The sequence below is a fragment of the Mesorhizobium sp. LSHC420B00 genome, from assembly GCF_000503055.1.
Taxonomy (GTDB): domain Bacteria; phylum Pseudomonadota; class Alphaproteobacteria; order Rhizobiales; family Rhizobiaceae; genus Mesorhizobium.
Window position 1 is genome coordinate 301468 of sequence record NZ_AYVY01000001.1, and the last position, 17877, is coordinate 319344.

The window sequence follows — 17877 nt, forward strand, 5'->3', positions numbered from 1 at the left end:
AAACAATAGCCGCCTGCAGCAGCTTGCTGCAGGCGGCTTTTTTGTCGAAGATGTCTGGCGCGCCGGACTGCCGAATTTCAATTGTCGCAGTCTCCGATTTGCAGGCCGATTGGACGGTTGAACCCAGGATTCGACGGGTACATGGAGGCGCATGCGGTAAGAGAGGAAAGTCCGACCGGTGTCGTCGCCGGAACATTTTTCCGACGCTCGCAGGCCACCACGGGCGTTGTGGTGTTGGGTGGATCGAGTGGTCGTGTTGATGTCGGGCGCGCGCGGCTTTTTACAGATGCCGGTACGTCGGCCTTGGCGTTGCAGTGGTTTGGCGGCGAGGGCCAGATTCCGGGAATATGTGAAATTCCCCTGGAAACGTTCTTTGCAGCAACAGACTATCTCATTGAAACAGGGTGCCGTCGCATCGTTTATGTCGGCACATCCAAAGGTGCCGAGGCCTCATTGCTTGCCGCGGTCCATGACCAGCGAATCAACGCGGTGGTCGCGATCAGCCCGTCATCGGTAGTTTGGGGGAATATCGGTGCGGGCCGGGATGGTGCCAGTTGGCCTGAACGATCCTCATGGTCGCTCAACGGTATCGCGCTGCCGTTTGTGCCGGCAGATCCAGATTGGACACGAGAGTATGTGGATGGCCTGGTATCTTACAGGGGGCTTTTCAAATGCTGTTTGAAAACCTTCAAGAGCGAAGCGAATGCGGCGACCATCCCCGTTGAGACCATATCGGCCGAGCTTCTGCTTGTCGCCGGTGGCAACGATGCGCTGTGGCCTTCCCTATCGTTCGCCCGAGATATTATTAGGCGGCGCGGCGAAGCAGGTAAGGTCACTCATCTCATTTCGTCGCCGGATGCGGGACACCGCATTCTGTTGCCAGGCGAGAGCACACCACGCTCGACATTGCACGCACATGGAGGCAATGACGAGGCCGATTCAAAGCTGGGCAGAAAGGCTTGGGAAGGCATCCGAGGCCTGCTGTAGTAGCAGTTCGAGAATGCCTTCCATGGCCGTGTCGCAAAATTCCGAGTTGCGTGCCTGTCTCGGCCGGTTCCGCCTACCGCAGCGCCGCCGCGATGTTGCCGCCGTCGACCGTCGTCACATCGGCTGTGGTCCGATCGGCCAGCGCTTGATGCAGAAAGGCCTGGGCGACGTCTTCGGCCATCACTTCCTGCCCGAGCAGGTTGCCGGACATGTACTCCTTCTCCGATACGCCGCGCGCGCCCGAGCGGCTGGCGATCATGGCGTCGGTCAACAGCCCCGAACGGATGCGGTCGGCGTTGACGGCATTGGAGCGGATGCCTTGCGCGCCGTAGTCGAGCGCATATTGCCTGGACATGAACAGCGTTGCCGCCTTCGGGATGCCGTAAGCGCCGAACTTCGGTCCCGGATTGATCGCCTGCTTGGAGGTATTGAACAACAGCACGCCGCCGGTGCCCTGTTCGAGCATGATGCGCACGGCATTCTGCGCCGCCGACTGGTGGGCGAAGAAATTGAGTTCGAAACTTTTGCGCAAAGTGGCGTCGTCGAGCTCGCCGATCCGGCCCTCCCAGGCTGCGCCCGCATTGGAGACGAGAATGTCGAGGCCGCCGAAGACGGCGACGGCTTTGTCGAACGCAGCGCGCATCTGCTCCGGATCGGTGATGTCGGCGCCAATGCCGATCGAACCGTTACCGGCTTTTTTGGCGGCCTCGGCAGCTCTTGACCCGTCGACATCGACGACCACCGCATGGGCACCGTTGTCGGCGAATAGCTTTGCCGTGGCAGCACCGATCGCGCCGGCGCCGCCGGTGACCAGTACCACCTGGCCGGTCAGCGGCTTCGGCTTGTTGGCGGCGAGTTTGGCCTGTTCCAGCGACCAGTATTCGAGCGGGAACAGATCGGCTTTGGAGAGCGGGCGGAAATCGCCGACGGCTTCGGCGCCGCGTACCGCCTCGATCCACATTTCGCCGACGTCGGAGGCGATCTTCGCGTCCTTGAGCGTGCGGCCGTGGCCGAACATGCCGAGGCCGGGCACCAGCGTCAGCCGTGGCATCGTGTCGAGCATGGTGCGCTTCACGTCGTCGAGCGCATCGTTGGTTTCGAAATAGGCGCGATAGTCCTTGGCGAATTTTTCGACATGCTGGCGGATGACGGATTTGTAGTCGCCGACATTGTCCGCGTCGGGCGCCGGCAGTGCCATCGGTCCGGTCTTGATGCGGATCGACAGGTCGGGCGTCGACACGCCGCGTCCGGCATAGTCGGCAATTCTAGCCGAATTGATGAAATCGACGATCGCATCCGAGGTGCGGAAATCGCTGACCATGCGGTCGAAGCGGCCTTCGCCGCGTGCCACCGCCACCGCGCCGCGCAGCATCGGCGCAATGTCCGCGGGCTTGGCCAATCTGGCCGGCAAGGCCGCTTTTTCGGTGCGCGGCTTGCCGTGGCTGGCGATGAAATCCTCGGCGACGTTCACATAATGGATCATCCGGTCATAGGCCTGCCTGGCATCGTCGCCGAAGGTGAAAATGCCGTGCTTGTCGAGGATCAGGCCTTCGACCGTCGGGTCGGCGTCGAAAACATCGGCGGCAGCCTTCGCCAGATCGAAGCCCGGCATGATGTAAGGCACGAACCCCATTTTCTCGCCGAACACTTTTCTGCTCAGCGCCTCGCTGTCCTCCTGGTCGACGATGGCCAGGATTGCGGTCGAATGCGTGTGGTCAACGAATTTGTGCGGCAGGAAGGCGTGCAGCAGCGTCTCGACCGAAGGGTTGGGCGAGGACGGATCGATCAGGTTCGCCCGCTGCAGCGCGACCATGTCCTCGTCGGAGAGCTTCTTGAGCGACCGCGCCTTCAACAGCGCGCCGAGCTTGACCGCCGGCAGGCCCTGCGGCTCGATGACGCCCATGTCCCAGCCGCTGCCCTTGACGCAGAGCACGTCCCATTCGTCGCCGACAAGATCGGTGGCCTTGGTCTTGCACGAGGTGTTGCCGCCGCCATGCAGGACGAGCCGCGGCTCGCCGCCCAGCAGCCTGGTCGTATAGACGCGCAGCGCCAGGTCGCGGGCCACACCCTTCTTTGCATAGTCGGCGACCAGCTCCTCCGCGTCGCCGTCATTCCACAGGTTCTTCATGTCAGCTTCGTCCGATTTCTCTTTTGTTGTGAACAGGAATGCCGCGACGCCCTGATGACAATGCGTCGGCGACTGAAACTAGGTATCAGGCGACCTTTTCTGCTACTGCTCCGGCATGGTCGAGCAGCCGTCGCGCCATGCGCGCGCCGACGACGAGATGGGTGCAGAGCCCGCCGGCGATCGCCGCGACGAGCGGTTCGAACTTGCTCTCTTCCTGCACCACCACAAGGCGCTTTTCGATCTGGCGCAGCGATGACAGCTCTGCCGAAATCAGCCGGCGGTTGTAGCTGCAGTCGAGCGCCCGGCCTTCGGTATCGATGATCTGCCCGGCAATGACGCCGGCTGCACCCGCCTTGCGCAATGCAGCCATTTCGCTTGGCGTCAGCGCGCCGCATTTGACCAGATGGCTGTCGGTATCCACCGAGCCAACCGAGTATAGCGCCAGGTCGCAGTCACCGATACCCGACAACTGCTCGCGGATCACCGGTTCGGCGCGCAGGCCGCGTGCCAGTTCTTCCGTCGTCAGCACCAGCGGCGCGTAAAAATTCAGCCCCTTGGCATTGAGCCGGCGCGCGATTTCCATGGTGCATTGGTCCGGCCGGTACGAATAGGGTGCTCCCAGATTGCCGCAGAGCTGCACCACCGTCACGTCCTGCAGGTCGGCATAGGACATGATGTCGGCGATCGTGTAGATGGTCCGCCCCCAGGCGACGCCGATACGGTCGCCCTTCCTGACCAACTCAAGAAAGACGCTTGCCGCCAGCACCGCGATGTCGGTCGACGGATCGGCGACATAGCTGTTTTCCGGCGCGATCCAGACCGCGTCGAGCTTAAGCGCGTCTTCCAGCTTGCGTGCCAGCACGTCGTCGGTGAAAAGCTGGGTCGAGGTCGAGATGTTGACGATGCCGGTCTCGCGCGCCTTGCGCAGATACATCGCCACCGAGGCACGGGAAATCTTGAGCTGGCTGGCCACCTGGTCCTGGCGCAGGCCGTGTGCATAGTAAAGCCAGGCGGCCTTATGGATGAGCTGTTCTGCCGGTCGGATCGCCATGCCATCTCCTTGCTGACATTATTCACGGCTCTCGACAAAAGTCAAATTGGGCGCGGGCAGGTAATGCTCTTGCGCCCGTCGAATCGAGATCGTCATTGTTGTTCCAAATGCGGTCTGTCGTGGCATCGTTGGTGGTGACGGGCCGGAAGCCGGTAGCTAAAGTTCTCGACGAACACATTGCGGAGGACGGGATGGGCAATCCCTACGAACAGGATCTCGACAGGAACCCGGCCAACCACCAGCCGCTGAGCCCGCTGACCTATTTTGAGCGGGCGGCAAAAACGTTTCCCGACCAGACCGCCATCATCCATGGCCGCCAGCGCACGACCTATCGCGATTTCTGGAAGCGCTCGCTGAGGCTTGCCTCGGCGCTGGCGAAGCGCGGCATCGGCAGGGGCGACACCGTTACCGTCATGCTGTCCAACACGCCGCCGATGCTGGAAGCGCATTTCGGCGTGCCGATGACCAAGGCGGTGCTGCATTCGCTCAACACCCGCCTCGACGCCGCAGTCATTGCCTTCCAGCTCGACCATGCCGAAACCAAGGTGCTGATCGTCGACCGCGAATTCGCCGGCGTGGTTAGACAAGCGCTGACGCTGGCCAAGGTCAAGCCGCTGGTGATCGACTACGACGATCCCGATTACGCCGCCGACGCGCCCTATGCCAAGGGCCTGCGGATCGGCACGCTCGACTACGAGGCGTTTGTCGCCGGCGGCGACGAGGATTTCGCCTGGTCGATGCCGGACGACGAATGGGACGCCATATCGCTCAACTACACCTCCGGCACCACAGGCAATCCGAAGGGCGTCGTCTGCCACCATCGGGGCGCGGCACTGATGGCCTATGCCAACACCATCCATGCCGGGATGGGCAAACACCCGGTCTATCTGTGGACGTTGCCGATGTTCCACTGCAACGGCTGGTGCTTTCCCTGGACGCTTGCCGTACAGGCCGGCACCCATGTCTGCCTGCGCTGGGTGCGGCCGAAGCCGATCTATGACGCCATCGCCGATCACGGCGTCACCCATCTCTGCGGTGCGCCGATCGTCATGTCGGTGCTGATCAACGCCAGGGACGAGGACAAGCGGCAGTTTCCGCAGACCGTCACCTTCAACACCGCCGCGGCGCCGCCGCCTGAGGCGGTGCTGTCGGGCATGGCCGATGCGGGTTTTGCCGTCACCCATCTCTACGGCCTGACCGAAACCTACGGCCCGGCCGTCGTCAACGAATGGCATGGCGAGTGGGACCGGCTTGCGAAGGGGGCGAGGGCGGCGAAGAAGGCCAGGCAAGGCGTGCGCTATGCCGCGCTCGAAGGTCTGACCGTGATGGACCCGCAGACGATGCAAGAGATGCCGGCCGACGGTGAGACGATCGGCGAGGTGATGTTCCGCGGCAACATCGTCATGAAAGGCTATCTCAAGAACCGCAAGGCGAGCGACGAGGCCTTTGCCGGCGGCTGGTTCCATTCGGGCGACCTCGGCGTCATGCATCCGGACGGCTACATCCAACTCAAGGACCGTTCCAAGGACATCATCATCTCCGGCGGCGAGAATATTTCCTCGATCGAGGTCGAGGAGGCGCTCTACAAGCACCCCGCCGTTGCTTCCTGTGGCGTTGTCGCCCGATCCGACGACAAATGGGGCGAGGTGCCGGTCGCCTATGTCGAGCTGAAGCCGGGCAAGGCGGCAACCGAGGCCGAAATCATCGAGCACTGCCGCGCGCTGCTCGCCCGCTTCAAGGTGCCGAAAGCGGTGATCTTTGCAGAAATCCCCAAGACTTCGACGGGCAAGATCCAGAAGTTCCGGCTGCGGGAGATGGCGAAGCAGCCTTAGCGCCTGACCCGAAAACGGAACCGATTTCGGGAGGCATCATTTCAAAATCCTGTGCGTTCAAAAAGACGCGCGGTGTTGCAGGCGTGCCCGGCGGGAACCACATGCGCTTCATGGGCCAACTCCGTCCAGAGATGTCACCATCTGTCATCAGTGGCATCAGCTGGCCGAAATCATGTCTTGACAGGTGATGGTTTTCAATTTACGAGTGACGAAATTCTAAATTCGTCAGTCGTAAATTTTGGCCAACGAGATGCTTGAAACCTTAGACACCACCGCCGATTCCGCCCGCCAGGAAAATGTCACGCGCATCCTGGATTGCGCGGAGCGATTGTTCCGCCACTACGGCTACGGCAAGACCAACGTCGCCGACATAGCGCGCGAACTCGGCATGTCGACCGCCAACATCTATCGCTTCTTCGCCTCCAAGGTGGAAATTCACCAGGCGGTTTGCGGCCGTATGCTCGCCACCTGCTACCGGTTGACCTACGAAGCCTGCCATGGTCCCGGCACCGCCAGCGAGAAGCTCCGCCGCTATGTGCATACGCACTATCAGTGGACGCTCGAGACCATGATCGACCAGGAGAAAGTGCACGAGATGGTCATCGTCGCCATCGAACGCGATTGGCATGTCATCGAAAAGCACATCGACAGCATCCACGAATTGGTCGCGGAAGTGATCCGCGAGGGCATCGCCACCGGCGAGTTCGTCGATCAGGATCCGGTGATCGCGTCCAGGTGTTTCGGCGCTGCTATTATCAGCCTCTGTCATCCGCAGATGATGGCCCAATGCCTCGCCAAGAAGAACCGGGCGACGCCGGACGAGCTTACCGAGTTTGCCATCAGAGCCTTGAAGAAATGACCGTTGCCGCCCGTCGGGCGGTGATGTCGGCAATTCATCCCCACAGTTCGGGAGTACGAAAAGTGTCTTTGTCCAAGTCCATCACCTACAGGCTACCGGCCGCCGGCCTGGCACTGATTGTCGTTGCCGCTCTCGGCCTCGCCGGCTGCTCGCAGGAGAAAGCCGAGGTCAAGGAGATCATCCGCCCGGTCAAGGTGGTCGAGATCGCCAAGGCGAGCGATACCCGTCAGCTCTCCTATTCCGGATCGGTGCGCGCCCGCACCGAGATGAATCTCGGCTTTCGCATCAACGGCAAGATCACCGAGCGCCTTGTCGACATCGGTGACCGCGTCAAGCCCGGCGACGTTCTCGCCCGCATCGATCCCACCGACTACGAGCTTTCGGTGAGAAGCGCTCAGGCCAGCCTCGATGCCGCCGACCGTCAGGTCGAGACAGTCGAGCTTACGCGCAAGCGCGCCGAACAGCTCTACGCCAAGAATTTCGCACCGAAGTCGCAGCTCGAGCAGGCGACGCTCAGTTACAATCAGGCGGTCGCCACGCGCGACTCCGCCCGCTCGCAGCTTGCCCAGGCACAGAACCAGGTCCGCTATACCGATCTCAAGGCGGACAAGAATGGCATCGTCACCGCCGTTGCCGCCGATGTCGGCCAGGTGGTCGGCTCAGGCACGCCGGTGGTGACCGTTGCCATCGACGGCGAGAAGGAAGTCCTGATCGCTGTTCCCGAAACCGATATCGCCGAGTTCAAGCCGGGCAAGACCGTCAAGGCGGGTTTCTGGTCCGATGAGGCGCTGACGCTCGAAGGCAAGGTCCGCGAAGTCGCCGGCAGCGCCGATCCGCAGTCGCGCACCTTTGCCGTTCGCGTCAGCCTGCCCAACGATCCGAACGTGCTGCTTGGCATGACGGCCTCCATCGAAGCCGCGGCGGGCAACCGGCAGCAGCTGGTGTCGATCCCGCTGAGCGCATTGGCACAAAAGGACAGCCAATCGATCGTCTGGACCGTCGACCGCAGTGGCGGTACCGTTCATGCGCATCCGGTCAAGGTCGCCGCCTTCACGCCTGACGGCGTCAGTGTCGCCGACGGGCTGAAGCCGGGCGATGTGGTCGTCGCTGCCGGCACGCAGTTCATGACCGAGAATCTGAAAGTCAAGCTTACCGGTGATGCAGCACAACAGTCGGCCTCGGCCGATGATGACGCCGCAAGGCGCTTGCGCTGACGGCCAGGCAATTCACGGTTTCCGGGCGGCAGGCGCCCCCGATTTTCGAGATCTCAGGTCGATGTAACCCCCACATCGATCCTCGTGTCCCACCGCGATGTAGATCTCTCAACTCGGAAAGCCTCGCCGCTCGGAAGCCCACATCGGAAGTTCCTTGGGCATGCGAAAGCGCGTGCTCTGTTGATCAAATTGAAACGGACTGACGCCGATGACCACCGACACCACTGAAAAGCGGTCTTTCAATCTTTCGCGCTGGGCAATCGGCCATCCGAGCATTGCCCGCTTCCTGTTCGGGCTTATCATCGTCGCCGGTGCGCTCGGCCTGATGCGCATGGGCCAGAAGGAAGATCCCGATTTCACCTTCCGCGTCATGGTCGTCCAGGCGATCTGGCCGGGCTCCTCGATCAAGGAGATGGAGGACCAAGTCGTCAACAAGATCGAGCGCAAGCTGCAGGAAACGCCGCATCTCGATTTCGTCCGCTCCTACACCCGCGCCGGCAGCGCCATCATCACCTTGCAGGTCAAGGGCGACACCAGTCCCGCGCAGGTCGCGGATGCGTTCTATCAGGTGCGCAAGAAGGTCGGCGATATCTCGAATGAACTGCCGCAGGGCTTGCTCGGGCCCTACTTCAACGACGAATTCGGCGACACATTCATCACCCTGCATTCGATCAGCGGCGATGGCTACAGCTATCCCGAGCTGAAGAAATTCGCCATCCAGGCACGCGACATGCTGCTGACGACGCCCGGCGTCGAGAAAGCCGTGATCATCGGCGACCAGCCGGAAAAGCTCTACATCGACGTTTCATCCAAGGTGCTTGCCGAACGCGGCCTGACGCTGACCGACCTGCAGAATGCGATCAGGGGCCAGAACAATGTCGACCCGGCAGGTTCGGTCGACACCGGCCAGCGTTCGGTGCGCATCTCGGTCGAAGGCGACGTGGCCAGGGCGGCCGACATTCGCGAGCTTCGGCTGCGGGCCGGCAACCAGGTGACGCGCCTCGGCGACATCGCCACCGTGACCTCCGGCCTCGAGGACCCTTATCAGCGCAAATACCGCTTCAACGGCCATGACAGCGTCCAGCTCGGCGTCGTCATGGCCAAGGGCTTCAACGTCACCGACGTCGGCAAGGACGTCGAAGCGACCTACAAGCGCTTCGAGGAGGCGCTGCCCTACGGCGTGTCGGTGGACCAGGTCTCCGACCAGCCGGAAGTCGTCAAGGATGCGGTGGCCGAGTTCATGGAAGCGCTCGGTGAAGCGCTGCTGATCGTGCTTGTCGTCTCGTTCCTGTCGATCGGCTGGCGTTCGGGTCTGGTGATCGCGATCGTCATTCCGCTGGTCCTGGCCGCCACCTTCGCCATCATGTACGAGCTCGGCATCGACCTGCAGCGCATCTCGCTCGGCGCGCTGATCATCGCCCTTGGCCTCTTGGTCGACGACGCGATGATCGTCGTCGAAATGATGGAGCGAAAGCTCGAGGAAGGCTTGGTCAAGGTCGAGGCGGCGAGCTTCGCCTATTCCTCGACCGCCTTCCCGATGCTGACCGGCACGCTGATCACCACGGCCGGCTTCATCCCCGTCGGTTTCGCCGCCTCGACGGCTGGCGAATATGTGCGCACCCTGTTCTACGTCGTCGGTATCGCGCTGGTCGTGTCCTGGTTCGCGGCGGTCTATTTCACGCCATGGCTCGGCCACATGATCCTGAAGCAGCGCAAGCACGCCGGCAGCCATCACGATGTCTTCGACACGGGCTTCTACCGTCGCCTTCGCTCGACCGTGACCTGGGCCGTGCGCCATCGCATCATCGTGCTGGTGATGACGATGATGACCTTTGCCACCAGCCTGTGGGCGTTCCAGTTCATCCCGCAGAATTTCTTCCCGCAATCGTCGCGCCCGGAAATCCTTGTCGACCTCTGGCTGCCGGAAGGCACCAGCATCAAGGAAGTCGAGACACAGGCCAAGGCGCTCGAAGCCAGGATGATGGACGACAAGGACAAGCGCTTCATCGCCACCTATATCGGCGAAGGCGCGCCGCGTTTCTTCCTGCCGCTCGACCAGCAGCTTCGCAATCCGAATTTCGCCCAGCTTCTGGTGATGGCCAATGACGAACCGGCCCGCGAGCGGCTGATTGTCAAGCTGCGCACCATCCTGGCCGAGGATTTCCCGTCGATCCGCGCCAAGGTCGACCGCCTGTTCCTTGGTCCGCCGACCGGCTGGCCGGTGCAGATGCGCGTCATGGGTCCGGATCGCCAGGAGGTGCGCCGCATCGCCGACGAGGTGAAGGCGAAGTTCCAGGCAAATCCGCTGCTCGGTGCCATCCACGACGACTGGCTGGAGCCGGTGCCGGCGATGAAGCTGGTGATCGACCAGGATCGCGCCCGTGCGCTCGGCGTCACCTCGCAGCGCATCCGCCAGATGCTGCAGGCGACCATGTCGGGAGCGCCGCTCGATGACTTCCGCGACGGCGAGGAGACGGTTTCGATCGTCGCCCGCGAACCGGAGGCAAGCCGTCACCTGCTGTCGGCGGTCGATTCCGTCTATATCCCGACGGATTTCGGTGGCTCCGTGCCGCTGTCGCAGGTCGCCAAGATTGTCCCGGTGCTGGAGCAAGGCGTCGAATGGCGGCGCGACCGCTTGCCGACCATCAGCGTACGCGCCACGCTGCCGGATGGCGTGCAGCCGAACGATGTCGCCATGAAAATGTATGGCGAGATGTCGGGCCTGCGCGCCGGCCTCGCACCCGGCTACAAGATCGAGATCCAGGGCGGCGCCGAGGATGCGGCCGAAAGCCAGGCCTCGATTGCGGCGAAAGCTCCAGTCATGCTGGCGGTCATCGTCGTGCTGCTGATGATCCAGCTGCAGCATTTCGGGAAGGCGATGCTGGTGCTGGCGACCGGTCCGCTCGGCATCATCGGTGCGGCGGCGGCACTTTTGATCAGCGGTGCGCCGTTCGGCTTCGTCGCCATCCTCGGTGTTATCGCCCTGCTCGGCATCATCATGCGAAACTCGATCATCCTGGTCGATCAGATCGACCAGGACATCGCCGCCGGCGTGGAGCGCTCCGAGGCCATCATCGGCTCGGCCGTTCGCCGGTTCCGGCCGATCGTGCTGACGGCGCTGACGGCGGTGCTGGCGCTGATCCCGATCTCGCGCGGCGTCTTCTGGGGGCCGCTCGCCTATGCCATGATGGGCGGCATCCTGGTCGCCACGGTGCTGACCATCCTTGTCCTGCCGGCAGCCTACGCGCTGTTCTTCGGCCGGGAGCCCAAGAAGGTGGTGGAGCAGCCGGCCGAGACGGAAGAAAAGAACGAAAGGCCGCAACTGGCCCTGGCGGCCGAATAGAGCTGTTGGCAAATGTGACCTCCGGCGGTTTAATCCGCCCACCAGGCGTAGGTGCCGGAGGAGGACCGTCATGACCATAGCTCAGGCACCGCTGCGGCTGCCGATCGACGGACGCCATCGCCAGATGTTCATCGGCGGTGGCTGGGTCGATGCCCGCTCCGGCCGGACCATGGAGACCCGCAATCCTGCCACCGGCGCGGTCATCGCCACGGTGCCGCGCGGCGACCGCCTCGACATCGACTTGGCGGTGACTGCCGCCCGCAAGGCGTTCGAGGGACCGTGGAGCCGGCTCAAACCTTACGAGCGGCAGGTACTGCTGCTGAGGATCGCCGATCTCTTCGAAAAGAACTGGGAAGAGATCAGCCTCTCCGACACCACCGACATGGGTATGCCGATCGTGCGCACCCGCGCCAATCGCAACCGCGTCATCGGCATGCTGCGCTATTATGCCGGCATGGCGACGGCGCTGCACGGCGAGACGATCGAGAACTCGCTGCCCGGCGAAATCGTCTCCTTCACCCGCAAGGAGGCGGTCGGCGTCGTCGGCGCCATCATTCCCTGGAACGCGCCGACCGCCGCGTCGATCTGGAAAATTGGCCCGGCGCTGGCGACCGGCTGTACCATCGTGCTGAAACCATCGGAAGAGGCGCCGCTGACGCCACTGCTGATCGCCGACATCATGAACGAGGCCGGCGTCCCGGAAGGCGTCGTCAACATCGTCACCGGCACCGGCACCGAGGCGGGCGCCGCACTCGCCGAGCACATGGGCGTCGACAAAATCGTCTTCACCGGCTCGACGGCGACCGGCCAGTCGATCGTGCGCGCCTCGGCCGGCAACCTCAAGCGCGTCTCGCTGGAGCTTGGCGGCAAGTCGCCGGTCATCGTCTGCGCCGATGCCGATCTCGACAAAGCGGTGCCGGTGGCCGCGATGTCGGTGTTCGCCAATTCCGGCCAGATCTGCATCGCCGGTTCGCGCCTTTTCGTCGAACGCGCGGTCCATGACGAGTTCATCGAGCGTCTCGCGGCATACGCCAAGGGTCTCAGGGTCGGCGACGGCATCGACCCGGCGACCGAGATCGGCCCGCTCGTCTCCGAAAAGCAGTTGCAACGGGTCACCGGTTACCTCGAGGCCGGTACTGCAGAAGGGGCGAAACTCGTCACCGGAGGCACCCGGCTTGTGGAAGGCGCGCTTGCCGCCGGCAATTTCGTCGCGCCGACTGTCTTTGCCGGCGTCTCGGACGATATGAAGATCGCCCGCGAGGAGATCTTCGGGCCGGTGATTTCAGCCTTGCCGTTCGATACGCTGGACGAGGCGGTCGAGCGGGCCAACAACACGCCTTACGGCCTGGCTGCAGGGGTCTTCACCCAAAATCTCGCCACCGCCCACCGGCTGTCGCAAAAGATCCGCGCCGGCTCGGTCTGGGTCAACACCTATCACGCCATCGATCCGGCCGTGCCCTTCGGCGGCTACAAGATGAGCGGCTACGGCCGCGAGGGCGGCGCCGAACACCTTGACGAATATCTCAACACCAAGGGCGTGTTCATCAAGATCGATTGAGCCAGAATAGGCCCAGAAACGAAAAACCCGCCTCAGCGGCGGGTCTCGGGGCGAATCAGCACCATGGCGGGATTAGTAGCATAGCTGCCGGCACAAAGCAAGAACAAAATGCAAGCGATCGAGCGCGCATCGCGCGCCCAATCCGTAGAACGGTTCATCGTTTCACGGAAACGCCGAACCGCTCTATTTTTTGTTTTGAGGCAATTCCGGCCGGAAAACCGTTCACACCTTTTCCTGGAATTGCTCTCAAGGCAAGCCTCAGATGACGAACAGCCAGTTGGCGAGCAGCATCACCGCGACGCCGGCGATCAGCGTCAGGTAGGGCAGCATGCCCGCCTTTCGCACTGCGAGGTCGGACGAGTTCATGCCGAGATCGGCCAGCATGTGGTCGGGGAACTTGCCTTTGTCCTGGATGTAGTGCCGGAAGCAGAACACCGGGATGATCAAGGCGGCCGTGATCAGCCCGGCCCACAATGCCATCGGGTTCCAGACCTTGGCTCCGGCGCCCATGAAGACCGCGTTGACATAGGCAAAGATCGCGCCGAGGCCGAGCAGCCAGCTCGGCGCCTTCCAAGGCCGCGCGATGTGGCCATTGTCGATGCGGTGGATCCAGCCGGCGTTGAGGTTGAGGAAATTGAAGATGATGTAGCCGCAATTCGACACCGCCAGGATGAAGAAGAAGCTCGTCGCGTCGGCCGAGGCGATGGCCAGCACGATCAGGTTGAAGATCAGGTCCGTCCACATCGCCCGCGTCGGCGCGCCGTGCTCGTTGACATGGCTGAGGTAGCGCGGCAGCCAGCCATCGACCGAACCCTGGTAGAGCGTGCGCGAGGAGCCGGCCATCGCCGTCATGATGCAGAGCACCAGCGCCAGGATCATCAGCATCACCAGCAGGCTGTGGATCAACTGTCCGCCGCCGACCATGCCGGCCAGCGCGTCGGCAACGCCGGAGCCGTCGACGATCGGCGTCGCCAGCATGCCGTTCAAGCCGAGCACGCCCTGAAAGGTGAATGGCACCAGGATGAACAGCAGCATGCACAACAGGCCGGAATAAAAGATCGCCTTGAAGGTATCTGTGCCGGGGTTCTTGAACTCGGAGGTGTAACAGACGGCGGTCTCGAAACCGTAAGTTGACCAGGCCGCGATGAACATGCCGCCGAGCACCAGCGTCCAGCCGGCGATGTTCCACGCACCGGGCTCCGGCGCATAGGCTGCCGCGAGCGGCACCAGCGGGGAGAAATTCGCCCAGTTGATCTGGCCGGTGACGATCGGCACCACGCCGACGATGAGCATCGGGATGATAACCAGCAGGCCGATATATTTCTGCACATTGGCCGTGCCCAAGATGCCGCGATGCTGGATCGAGAAGATGATCAGCATCAGCACCGCGCCGATGAAGAAGGTGGCGTTGAAGGTGAAGGAAACCGGACCAAGCGTGTGACCGTAGAGCGTCCAGTTGCGGATCGCCGGCGTCGCCGCCGCGGTGACCGCGGTGATGGCGTCGGCGGCGCTGGTTCCGGCATGGGCCGCGATATAGGCGGCGACCTCCGGCGAAGTGTCGGTGAACAGCGGCACCGGCGCCAGCGCGTTGAGGATATAGGCGGCGGCGATCGAGCAGCCGAGCGACAGCACCGGCGACCAGGCGAACCAGTTGCACCACACCGAAAGCGGCGCGATGAATTTCGAATAGCGCAGCCACGCGGTGGCGCCATAGATCGAGGCGCCGCCGGACTTGTTCGGGAACAGGCCGGCGATTTCCGCATAGGTGAAGGATTGCAGGAAGCCCATGATCATGGATGCGGTCCAGATCATGAAGGCCAGCGTTCCGGTGGTGCCGGCAATGCCGCCGATCGAAAACAGGACAAGGGCCGGAACGCCGCTTGCCACCCAAAAGGCGCCGCGCCAATCGATGTTCCGGTGCAGCTGCCCTTCGGCAGGCGGCACCAAGGTGGTGACTATCGTGCTCATTTACGTGGATTCCCCATTTTTGATGTTCCCCATCGGCAACAGCCGCAATCTCGCGAGGCGTCATCGACGCTCACGTTGAACTGCCCAGGCGTTTTCCGCTCAGTAGTATTTTATTCTTAGCAGTGAAGATTGACCCAACGCGCTTTCACGTCAAGCGGTTTGTGACGCTGTGCACATTGCGCGTGTGAAACAGTCGAGCTTCGTTGGCGCTGCCAACGGGTGCGGTCTTTCCTTCTCCCCTTGTGGGAGAAGGTGGCCGAGCGTAGCTCGGTCGGATGAGGGGTGTTCCAGCTTGGCAAAACCGCACTTCGTCCAGCGCGCCTCAACCGTCTCGGCGCTGCGCGCCGATCCACCTTCTCCCACAAGGGGAGAAGGGAAGAACCGGGCAGCGTCGATCAGGAGCGCGGCCTGGTCTTCTGCGGATCGTAGTGGGCAATGGCGACGACGCGCGCCGGCAGCCGCTTGCTGTGGCCGTCGAGCTTGCCGATCTCGACCTCGGTGCCGATCGCCGAATGGGTGACGTCGAGCCTGGCCAGCGCGATGGTCTTGTTCAGCACTGGCGAGCGCATGCCGGAGGTGACGACGCCGATCTGGGCGCGACCGACATGCACGCAATCGCCGTGGCCGACCGCGACATTGGCGTCGATGTCGAGGCCGACCAGCTTCTTCTGCGGATTTTCCTTGCGTCGGATCAGCGCCTCGCGGCCGATGAAATCGTCGCTCTTGGTCTTCAGCGGCACGGTGAAGCCGATGCCGGCCTCGAACGGATCGGTCTGGTCGGAGAACTCGTAGCCGGCAAAGATCAGCCCGGCCTCGATGCGCACCATGTCGAGCGCCTGCAGTCCCATCGGCTTCAGGCCGTGCGGCTGGCCAGCCTCCCAGATGGCGTCGAACACCTTTTCCGCGTCGCGCGGATGGCACCAGATCTCGTAGCCGAGCTCGCCGGTGTAGCCGGTGCGCGAGACAACGACGGGAATGCCGTTGCCGCCGCCGATGCGGGCGACGGCAAAGCGGAACCACTCGAGCTCGTCGATCGACGGCTGCAGCGGCGAGGTCCAGATGATCTGCCTGAGAATGTCGCGGCTTTTCGGTCCCTGCACGGCGACATTGTGCATCTGGTCGGTCGATGAACGCACCAGCACGGTAAGGCCGAGTTTCGTCGCCGTTTCGCGCAGCCATTCGCCGAATAGATCGTCGCCGCCAACCCAGCGGAAATTATCCTTGCCGAGCCGAAGCAGCGTGCCGTCGTCGATCATGCCGCCATGCTCGTAGCACATGGCGGAATAGACGACCTGGCCGACGCCGAGCTTCCTGATGTCGCGGGTCAGCGTGTATTGCAGCAGCGCTTCCGAATCCGGGCCGGTGATCTCGAACTTGCGCAGCGGCGACAGGTCCATGATCACTGCATCCTGCCGGCAGGCCCAGTATTCGCCGATCGGGCCTTGCTTGGCGAAGGAATTGGCCAGCCAATAACCCTTGTACTCGACGAAGTTGCGGGTGTGCTTGGCAAAGCTCGAATGAAAGGCGGTCTCGCGGGTCATTTTCGGTTCCGAATCGGGCGTCATGCGTCTGGCGATCGCTCGCGAGAATTTGTGCTGGCCGGAATAGGTCCGCACATGGATGTCGGTCGGGTTCCAGCCATTGGCCGGCGTCGTATCGTCGGGGCAGGCGGACGAGACGCAGACGATGTCGGTCAGCGCCCGCAGCAGCACATAGTCGCCCGGCCGCGACCACGGCTCGTCGGAAACCACGACGCCATACGCGTCGATGGCCGTGTTGAAGAAGAAGTTGATCGCCATCCAGCCGGCGCGGGGCGTCACGCCCTTGTCGGCCAGCGCGCGGTTGAAATTCTCCGAGCAGTTGGGATGGCCGGGATAGCCGATGTCGTCGTAATATTTGGCAGCGCAGGCGAGCGCGAATGCATCGTGGCGGCCGCAAGTGTCCTGGATAACCTCGACCAGCGGCTCCATGTCCTGGTCATAATATTTCGAGTGCAGCCCGGGCATCGGATAGCTCGAACCCATCAGCGTGCGCGTCGTCGTCACGTCGAGCGGATGATCGCGGCCCTTGTCCAGCTTGCGCGCCGAAAAGCACTGGAAGTCGGTGCATTGGCGCCCGTCGACATCGATGATCTGCAGATAGTCGCCGGCTTTGACGAAATAGGCTTCCGCCGTCGCCGAATGGACGCGCAGATCGAGCACCGGATCGGCCAGCGGGTCGGCAAGCCGCGACTTCGCAGCTGGACGGATCGTGGCGCGGCGCAGGATGACGCTGAGCGGCGTTGCGGTATCGTGGCCGTCGACCAGCATCGGACCGCCGGGTGCAGCGACGAGCATCGAGCCGTCGCGGGCGATCGCAAAGCTCTGTTCGGTGCCGGCAGGGGTGGAGCCGCCGAAGACGCGGACCGCCTTTGCCTGATCTAGCTGTACCTGGCGACGTTCGAGGCCTCGGCGCAAGGAAGCGAGGCTATCGTCGCTATCGGCCAGCAGCGCCTTAATGCCGGCGGCATTGCTGTTCGATTTTTCGCCGAGAATACCGGGATCGGTTACGCCGGTGCTGTCCCATACCAGCAGCTCGCAGGCCTGCCCGCCCTCGATATTGCGCACAGTGATGCTGTCGCCGGCCTCGACCTCGATCAGCACCGCGCCATTGCCCTGAACCGAATAGCGCTCCATCCCGGCCGGCAGCGCGATCTGGCCTGGCCGCAGGATCAGACTCGGCCGGGGCGGTCCGGCGGCGATTACGGGGTAGGGCGACTGGCTCATCTCAACCCTGGTTTCGAGAAACAAGTTTGCCTGTGCGTGAAATTATTTTAGCGGGAAGAATAGGGCAGAAGAGCCGGAGTTGGCAAGGTGAAGGTGGCACAAGCTCCCCCTTCTCCCCTTGGAGAGAAGGTGTCGCCGAAGGCGACGGATGAGGGGTGTTCCAGGGAACGCC

Annotated in this window: 10 protein-coding genes; 6 read left to right on the forward strand and 4 right to left on the reverse strand. The window is 62.9% G+C overall.

Going from position 1 to position 17877, the window contains the following annotated elements; all coding sequences use genetic code 11:
• The first annotated feature begins 141 nt into the window (after nt 1-141).
• A complete protein-coding gene (locus tag X760_RS42195; RefSeq protein ID WP_023716748.1) occupies nt 142-987 on the forward strand; it encodes an acyl-CoA thioester hydrolase/BAAT C-terminal domain-containing protein in 846 nt (281 codons plus the stop codon).
• A gap of 73 nt (nt 988-1060) precedes the next feature.
• On the opposite strand, the gene X760_RS42200 is transcribed toward X760_RS42195, so the two are convergent.
• Both X760_RS42200 and X760_RS42205 read right to left on the reverse strand, forming a co-directional pair.
• On the reverse strand, nt 1061-3115 hold the full coding sequence (locus X760_RS42200) for a bifunctional aldolase/short-chain dehydrogenase (protein ID WP_023716749.1): 2055 nt from the start codon (nt 3113-3115) through the stop codon (nt 1061-1063).
• A gap of 85 nt (nt 3116-3200) precedes the next feature.
• Nucleotides 3201-4166 (reverse strand): sugar-binding transcriptional regulator, encoded by a 966-nt coding sequence (locus tag X760_RS42205; protein WP_023716750.1) that lies wholly within the window; start codon nt 4164-4166, stop codon nt 3201-3203.
• Between the two features lie 191 nt (nt 4167-4357).
• Between X760_RS42205 and X760_RS42210 the strand changes: the two genes are divergently transcribed.
• The 5 genes from X760_RS42210 to X760_RS42230 all read left to right on the forward strand — a co-directional run bounded on the left by X760_RS42210 (nt 4358) and on the right by X760_RS42230 (nt 12972).
• Nucleotides 4358-5998 (forward strand): acyl-CoA synthetase, encoded by a 1641-nt coding sequence (locus tag X760_RS42210; protein ID WP_023716751.1) that lies wholly within the window; start codon nt 4358-4360, stop codon nt 5996-5998.
• Between the two features lie 250 nt (nt 5999-6248).
• Entirely contained in the window at nt 6249-6857 is a 609-nt protein-coding gene (locus X760_RS42215) for a TetR family transcriptional regulator (protein ID WP_023716752.1), read from the forward strand.
• A gap of 62 nt (nt 6858-6919) precedes the next feature.
• Nucleotides 6920-8071 (forward strand): efflux RND transporter periplasmic adaptor subunit, encoded by a 1152-nt coding sequence (locus X760_RS42220; protein WP_023716753.1) that lies wholly within the window; start codon nt 6920-6922, stop codon nt 8069-8071.
• 208 nt (nt 8072-8279) lie between these two features.
• Nucleotides 8280-11414 carry an efflux RND transporter permease subunit gene (locus X760_RS42225; protein WP_023716754.1) on the forward strand — a complete coding sequence of 1045 codons (3135 nt, stop codon included), beginning with the start codon at nt 8280-8282 and terminating at the stop codon, nt 11412-11414.
• 70 nt (nt 11415-11484) lie between these two features.
• Nucleotides 11485-12972: an aldehyde dehydrogenase family protein gene (locus X760_RS42230; protein ID WP_023716755.1), complete on the forward strand. Its 1488-nt coding sequence runs from the start codon at nt 11485-11487 to the stop codon at nt 12970-12972.
• Nucleotides 12973-13230: 258 nt separating this feature from the next.
• Here the strand turns inward: X760_RS42230 and X760_RS42235 are convergent, their stop codons facing one another.
• A complete protein-coding gene (locus tag X760_RS42235) occupies nt 13231-14940 on the reverse strand; it encodes an APC family permease (protein WP_023716756.1) in 1710 nt (569 codons plus the stop codon).
• Nucleotides 14941-15335: 395 nt separating this feature from the next.
• Nucleotides 15336-17705 carry an aminomethyltransferase family protein gene (locus X760_RS42240; RefSeq protein WP_023716757.1) on the reverse strand — a complete coding sequence of 790 codons (2370 nt, stop codon included), beginning with the start codon at nt 17703-17705 and terminating at the stop codon, nt 15336-15338.
• Nucleotides 17706-17877: the final 172 nt, after the last annotated feature.